The organism is Citrobacter sp. On2M (assembly GCF_018035235.1).
Classification (GTDB): Bacteria; Pseudomonadota; Gammaproteobacteria; order Enterobacterales; family Enterobacteriaceae; genus Citrobacter; species Citrobacter meridianamericanus.
In genome coordinates this window covers 440,774-447,056 of the sequence record NZ_WPCV01000001.1, presented here as the reverse complement: position 1 = coordinate 447,056, position 6,283 = coordinate 440,774, and the positions used below count along the sequence as shown (strand labels likewise).

At 50.0% G+C, this 6,283-nt stretch carries 9 protein-coding genes; 3 read left to right on the top strand and 6 right to left on the bottom strand.

Annotation, left to right across the window (positions count from 1 at the left end):
* Positions 1 to 319 precede the first annotated feature (319 nt).
* Positions 320 to 874, top strand: a complete 555-nt coding sequence (locus On2M_RS02145) for a gamma carbonic anhydrase family protein (RefSeq protein ID WP_210904235.1) — start codon at positions 320 to 322, stop codon at positions 872 to 874.
* Here On2M_RS02145 and On2M_RS02140 read toward each other — a convergent pair.
* The 6 genes from On2M_RS02140 to dprA are packed head-to-tail and all read right to left on the bottom strand — an operon-like array spanning position 850 to position 4,642.
* On the bottom strand, positions 850 to 1,107 hold the full coding sequence (locus On2M_RS02140; RefSeq protein ID WP_210904233.1) for a DUF1488 domain-containing protein: 258 nt from the start codon (positions 1,105 to 1,107) through the stop codon (positions 850 to 852). The genes On2M_RS02145 and On2M_RS02140 overlap by 25 nt on opposite strands.
* Positions 1,104 to 1,925, bottom strand: a complete 822-nt coding sequence (gene aroE / locus On2M_RS02135; RefSeq protein ID WP_210904231.1) for a shikimate dehydrogenase — start codon at positions 1,923 to 1,925, stop codon at positions 1,104 to 1,106. Before aroE ends, On2M_RS02140 begins: the two co-directional genes overlap by 4 nt.
* A gap of 1 nt (position 1,926) precedes the next feature.
* On the bottom strand, positions 1,927 to 2,499 hold the full coding sequence (tsaC, locus tag On2M_RS02130; protein WP_151219976.1) for an L-threonylcarbamoyladenylate synthase type 1 TsaC: 573 nt from the start codon (positions 2,497 to 2,499) through the stop codon (positions 1,927 to 1,929).
* Between the two features lie 4 nt (positions 2,500 to 2,503).
* Positions 2,504 to 3,046: a type I DNA topoisomerase gene (locus On2M_RS02125; protein ID WP_151219977.1), complete on the bottom strand. Its 543-nt coding sequence runs from the start codon at positions 3,044 to 3,046 to the stop codon at positions 2,504 to 2,506.
* A gap of 26 nt (positions 3,047 to 3,072) precedes the next feature.
* On the bottom strand, positions 3,073 to 3,546 hold the full coding sequence (smg, locus tag On2M_RS02120; protein ID WP_005134083.1) for a DUF494 family protein Smg: 474 nt from the start codon (positions 3,544 to 3,546) through the stop codon (positions 3,073 to 3,075).
* On the bottom strand, positions 3,518 to 4,642 hold the full coding sequence (gene dprA / locus On2M_RS02115; protein ID WP_187260384.1) for a DNA-protecting protein DprA: 1,125 nt from the start codon (positions 4,640 to 4,642) through the stop codon (positions 3,518 to 3,520). The genes smg and dprA overlap by 29 nt, the downstream gene beginning before the upstream one ends.
* A gap of 130 nt (positions 4,643 to 4,772) precedes the next feature.
* Between dprA and def the strand changes: the two genes are divergently transcribed.
* A complete protein-coding gene (gene def / locus On2M_RS02110; protein ID WP_003031159.1) occupies positions 4,773 to 5,282 on the top strand; it encodes a peptide deformylase in 510 nt (169 codons plus the stop codon).
* Positions 5,283 to 5,296: 14 nt separating this feature from the next.
* Complete coding sequence (gene fmt / locus On2M_RS02105; protein ID WP_151219979.1) at positions 5,297 to 6,244, top strand: methionyl-tRNA formyltransferase; 948 nt, start codon at positions 5,297 to 5,299, stop codon at positions 6,242 to 6,244.
* Positions 6,245 to 6,283 lie beyond the last annotated feature (39 nt).

Genomic DNA, 6,283 nt, shown 5'->3' with positions numbered 1-6,283 from the left:
GCTTTAGCGCTCTGTCGCGAGGTGGCGTATATTACGCTTTCCTCTTTCAGAGTCAACCCTCATTTTCAGGTTTTTCTCTTCAACCGGACCGGCTGTTTGTGTGAAGTGATTCACATCCGCCGTGTCGATGGAGGCGCATTATAGGGATCCCATTTTTTAGCACAAGTGTTTTTTGGATCTTTTTTGCTGAATGCTTGTTTTTCACCCCTTTCGCTACATTCCTGCGCAATTTGGCTGATTTTTGATAGCTAAATCACTTGCGTAGTCTCGGTAATCCAACCAAAGTCTTCTTTACTGCTCTATTTTCGTTGAGGTGAACATGTCTGATGTATTACGTCCTTATAAGGATCTTTTCCCACAGATCGGAAAACGCGTGATGATCGACGCCAGCAGTGTTGTGATTGGTGATACGCGTTTAGCTGATGACGTCGGAATTTGGCCGCTGGTTGCGATTCGTGGCGATGTAAACTTTGTGCAAATTGGCGCCCGTACGAACATTCAGGATGGCAGCGTTTTGCATGTCACGCATAAATCCACATCAAATCCGCAGGGTAATCCATTGATCGTGGGTGAAGATGTGACGGTCGGTCATAAAGTCATGTTGCACGGCTGCATCATTGGCAACCGCGTATTAGTCGGTATGGGATCGATTTTACTGGACGGTGTGGTGGTAGAAGACGACGTTATGATTGGGGCTGGAAGCCTGGTTCCGCAAAATAAACGCCTGGAGAGTGGGTATCTGTATCTGGGAAGCCCGGTTAAACAGATCCGTCCATTAAGCGATGAAGAGAAGGCAGGCTTACAATACTCTGCTAATAACTATGTTAAATGGAAAGATGAGTATTTAAATCACCGTAACCAAACCCAACCCTGAGAGTCTTCCTGCTGGTCCTGGATCAATGCTTCGGCCTCTTCTTCCAGGTCCCAGCGATGCTGTTGAAATATTTCCAACCACTGCTCAGGCGTAGAGCCACCAAAGCGGGACGCCAACTTCTCTCCTGATATGGCACATGTTAACTGCATACCATGGACCATCGCCGGAAAAACAACAGCACTAATATCTACCTGCCATTTCTCTCGATCGGGAAACTGGATCGCCTGATTCATGCCGACAATTCCTGTTGCAGGCTTTTTATGACAGGCTCAACCTGTGGCAAAACGCCATGCCAGAGTAAAACTGCATGCGCAGCCTGCCCCACCAGCATCCCCAAACCATCGGCATAATGTTTCGCCCCATGCGAAGCACACCAGTAAAGAAACGGTGTGTTCCCTTTCTGATAAAACATGTCATAACAATAGACAGAAGGGTGGATAAGAGATGTTGGAATGGCCGGTATCTCACCGCTTATTCCGCTGGATGTGGCGTTGATGATCAAATCAAAACTGCAATTATCAAGGTCGTTCATTCCCACCGCCTGCACGCTGCCGGTGTGGGAGAATATTAGTGCCAGTTCTTCAGCACGGGAAGGTGTACGGTTAACGATGGTCACCGCACAATCCATAGAAAGAAGAGGTAGTAATACACCACGGGATGCGCCGCCTGCACCAATCAACAGAACTCGCGAACCGGGACGAATAAAAGATAAACGCTCGAGATCGCTTAATAAGCCGATACCATCCGTATTATCTCCCAGTAAACGTCCATCCTCCAACCGCTTAAGAGTATTGACCGCTCCTGCAAGCGATGCCCGCTCCGTGAGCTCATCGGCACGTGCAAACGCTTCTTCTTTAAAAGGCACGGTGACATTTGCCCCCTTCCCACCCCCAGCAAAAAAAGCGTTCAGCGTATTCACAAAATCATTGATGGGTGCCAGCACACGCCCATAGGAATGATCAATCTTCAACTGCTTTGCAAATTGCTGATGAATAAAGGGCGATCTACTGTGCGCTATCGGATTACCAAAAACAGCATAGGCTTCTTTCATATTACCCCTGTCGAAACTGTTCACCCGTCAGAGCATCACGGATCTCCGAAGGATTCAAACGACCTCCAGTCCCCCCCTCAACCACAGGAAAGTCTGTACCAAACTGCGCGCGAACTTCTTCAACTGTTCTGCAAGGCGGCAGGCCACTCAAATTAGCACTGGTAGAGACTAATGGTTTGCCATAGGCCTGGCAGAGTGCAACCACCAGCGGATGATCGGTGACACGCACGGCCAGCGAGTCAAAACGACCAGTCAACCAACGAGGCGTAGTCGCGGGCGCCGGGAAAACGAAAGTAACAGGTCCAGGCCAGCGGGCGAAAACAGCCTCACGTTGGGCCTCGGTTAGCATACTATCGTCGATATAGGGTTTAAGCTGGTCAAAGTTTGCTGCAATCAAAATTAAGCCTTTATCGACTGGGCGTTGTTTTAACTCCAACAGACGGGTGACAGCCGTTTCGCTGTCAGGATCGCAGCCGACACCAAATACAGCTTCTGTTGGATAGGCGATGACTCTTTCTTGTTTCAGAACCTCTATCGCATCAGCGATAAGTTCTGCGGGCAGGTTATTATTCACTTTTTTAATCCGCCGAAATCGGCTTTCCACATTGTTTACTGGCACAGAAATGCTTCACACCCTGCGCGGTTTTCTTTTCGATGAGCAGTGGATAATGACACTCGGGACACTCCCCAGCTAACGGTTTGAAGTTGATGACAAACTGGCACTCCGGATAGCGCTCGCAGGAATAAAAGGTTTTGCCATAACGGGAACGCCGCTGAACAAGATGGCCAGTCTGGCATTGAGGACAGGTTATTGCTGTTTCATCAGGCTTGTCGATAAGTTCAGTATGTTCACACGCAGGATAATCACTGCATCCAATGAACATTCCGAATCTTCCCTGTCTCAGCACCAGTTCTGCGCCACATGCAGGGCAAAGCTTACCCTCCAGAACTTTGACAATATGTCCGTCCGCAGAAGATTTCAGCGGACGGATGTAATCGCATTCTGGATAGTGTGAACAACCGAGAAACGGACCGTGTTTCCCGGAACGAATAACCAGTTCAGCCCCGCATTGTGGGCAGGGCTCATTTTTACGCACCGTGAACAGTGCTGATTTAGCCATAACAACTCATACTGAATGAAGATTGATTAATGCAGCATACCTTCATTCACTTCAAAGAGTAATTCTTCCATTTGCTGATAGGCATTTTCACAACCTGGAATGTTGAATAGCACCATCAGGATCACCCACTTCAGGTCTTCCAGATCGAACTCTGCCGTATCCAGTGCGAGGACGCGTTCAATTACCATCTCTCGCGTTTCGAGGTTTAGCACCTGAATCTGCTCCAGGAATAGCAGGAACCCTCGACAGCTTGCATCTAGTCGATCGCACTCTTCTGCCGTGTAAATACGTACAGAAAGAGGATCGGATGCCAGCTGCATAGGCTCAGCAAGACCATCCTGATAATCAGCAAGCTTTTCCAGCCAAAGTAACGCGTTGTAAATGTCTTCACGATCAAAACCAGCGTCGGTAAGATCCCGTTCCAGTTTGTCCTGATCCACACGCAGCTCAGCTTCGTTATGGATATATGTCTCAAACAAATACATTAGTACGTCGAACATGGCATGCCCTCCTCAATCGGACATAGCCGCCGGGTACAGCTGCGATCCATCCTGCTAACTCCAGTTCGAGCAGTTGAGCTACTACCTCTGGCACAGGTTGGCCGGCACGTTCAGCGACGACGTCAACAGGTGTTACCTCATCTCCTACGTTAGCCAGGAGCTCAGGAAATGGCAATGCCACCTCTTCGTGATCTGGCGAATAAATTGATTTTTCAGGTTCATCTGGCAACCATGGCAGCCCATATTGCAAATTTTCCAGAATTTCTTCTGGGGCCGTCACAAGCGTGGCTCCCTGCTGAATAAGCCAATGTGGACCTTCACTTCCCGGGCTCCCAATCGCTCCCGGCAGAGCAAAAACCTCCCGCCCTTGTTCCAGCGCGCAACGCGCAGTGACCAGTGACCCGCTACGCTGCGCAGCTTCAACAACCAGGACTCCCTTACTTAGACCGCTGATAATACGATTTCGTCTGGGAAAATTGCGCGGCAAAGGGAGAGCATCCAGTGGAAACTCAGACACCAGTGCGCCTCCAGACTCAATCAGTCGCTCAGCAAGATGGACATGCTGTCGTGGATGAATGGTCTCAAGCCCATTTCCCAACACCGCAATACTTGTGCCCTGGCGGTTTATCGCAGCCTTGTGCGCCACACCATCAATCCCCCGGGCCAGACCACTGGTGATCGTCACACCACATGCTGCAAGCTTTTCACAAAACAATCGCCCCCATCGTTCGCCATACCAGGAGTGTTGTCGGCTACCGACAACGGCAACCTGAAATGAGGGGAGGCATGCGGGATTTCCTGCGACAAAAAGCATCCCAGGATAATCCACAATCGCACGGAGCTGTGGGGGATAATGCTCGCTGTCGGCAACCACAAAATGATGGTTGGGCTGCTCAAGCCAGCGCAACGTTTTTTCCAGCGTCTGCTGTGAAAAAGTTAAAAACCGTCTGACCTGGCGGGGAGAGAATCCAGCATGATGAAGTACCGTATTATTAATACACGGTTGAGTATTGAGCCAATGCGCAATGCGCACCATCTCATCACCATACAGTTCATTCACTTGCGCTAAACGTAGCCAAATTTCGATTTGGGTCATCCCTGCTCCCCCTGCCACAAGCAGTCCTGGCAATCTTTGCGATTGGTCACTGATGCTGTCAATCAGAGGGGGTTTTGTCTAGAATAGAGGTAATAATCTTTTCAACTCCTGAACACAACTCTGGATAACTATGTCAGTTTTGCAAGTGTTACATATTCCGGACGAGCGCCTTCGCAAAGTCGCAAAACCGGTTGAAGAAGTGAATGCAGAAATTCAGCGTATCGTTGATGATATGTTCGAAACGATGTACGCCGAAGAAGGTATCGGCCTGGCAGCAACGCAAGTCGATATTCATCAGCGCATCATCGTTATTGATGTCTCTGAAAACCGCGACGAGCAGTTGGTACTCATTAACCCAGAGCTGCTGGAAAAAGACGGCGAAACCGGCATTGAAGAGGGTTGCCTGTCGATTCCTGAACAGCGTGCGTTAGTACCGCGTGCTGAGAAAGTAAAAATTCGCGCGCTCGATCGCAACGGTAAATCTTTTGAACTGGAAGCCGATGGCCTGCTGGCTATCTGTATTCAACATGAAATGGATCACCTGGTCGGTAAACTGTTTATCGATTATCTGTCTCCGTTGAAGCAACAACGCATTCGTCAGAAAGTTGAAAAACTCGACCGCCTGAACGCCCGAGCTTAAGGACAAGAATCAACGTGTCAGACTCACTACGTATTATTTTTGCGGGTACACCTGACTTTGCAGCGCGTCATCTCGACGCGCTGTTGTCTTCTGGACACAACGTCGTTGGCGTGTTTACCCAACCGGACCGCCCGGCGGGACGCGGTAAAAAGCTGATGCCCAGCCCGGTAAAAGTGCTGGCGGAAGAAAAAGGGATACCGGTTTTCCAACCCGTCTCTCTTCGCCCTCAGGAAAACCAGCAGCTGGTTGCTGATTTATGCGCAGACGTGATGGTGGTGGTGGCATATGGCCTGATTCTGCCAAAAGCCGTACTGGAAATGCCACGTCTGGGTTGTATCAACGTTCACGGTTCCCTACTTCCACGCTGGCGTGGCGCAGCACCAATTCAACGCTCACTATGGGCAGGTGACGCAGAAACCGGTGTGACCATCATGCAGATGGATGTTGGCCTCGACACCGGAGATATGCTGCTTAAGCTTTCCTGCCCAATTACGGCGGAAGATACCAGCGGTTCGCTATACAATAAGCTGGCAGATTTAGGGCCGCAGGGGTTGATTGAAACGCTAAAACAGCTGGCAGCTGGTACGATAAAACCGGTTGTACAAGATGAATCTCTGGTTACACATGCAGAAAAACTCAGCAAAGAAGAAGCCCGTATCGACTGGTCGCTTTCAGCCGCTCAGTTGGAACGCTGCATTCGTGCCTTTAACCCGTGGCCAATGAGTTGGCTAGAAATCGACGGTCAGCCGGTGAAAGTCTGGCAAGCTTCGGTCATTGCTGTAAACACCCAGGCTGCGCCAGGTACCATTCTGGAGGCAACAAAGCAGGGTATCCAGATCGCAACGGGCGACGGCATCCTGAACCTCCTCTCTTTGCAGCCTGCCGGTAAAAAAGCCATGAGCGCGCAGGATCTGCTTAATTCACGCCGGGAATGGTTTGTACCCGGTAATCGTCTGTTCTGACGGTTCATCTCTTTAAGCCCGGTGTTTCCGGGCATTTTT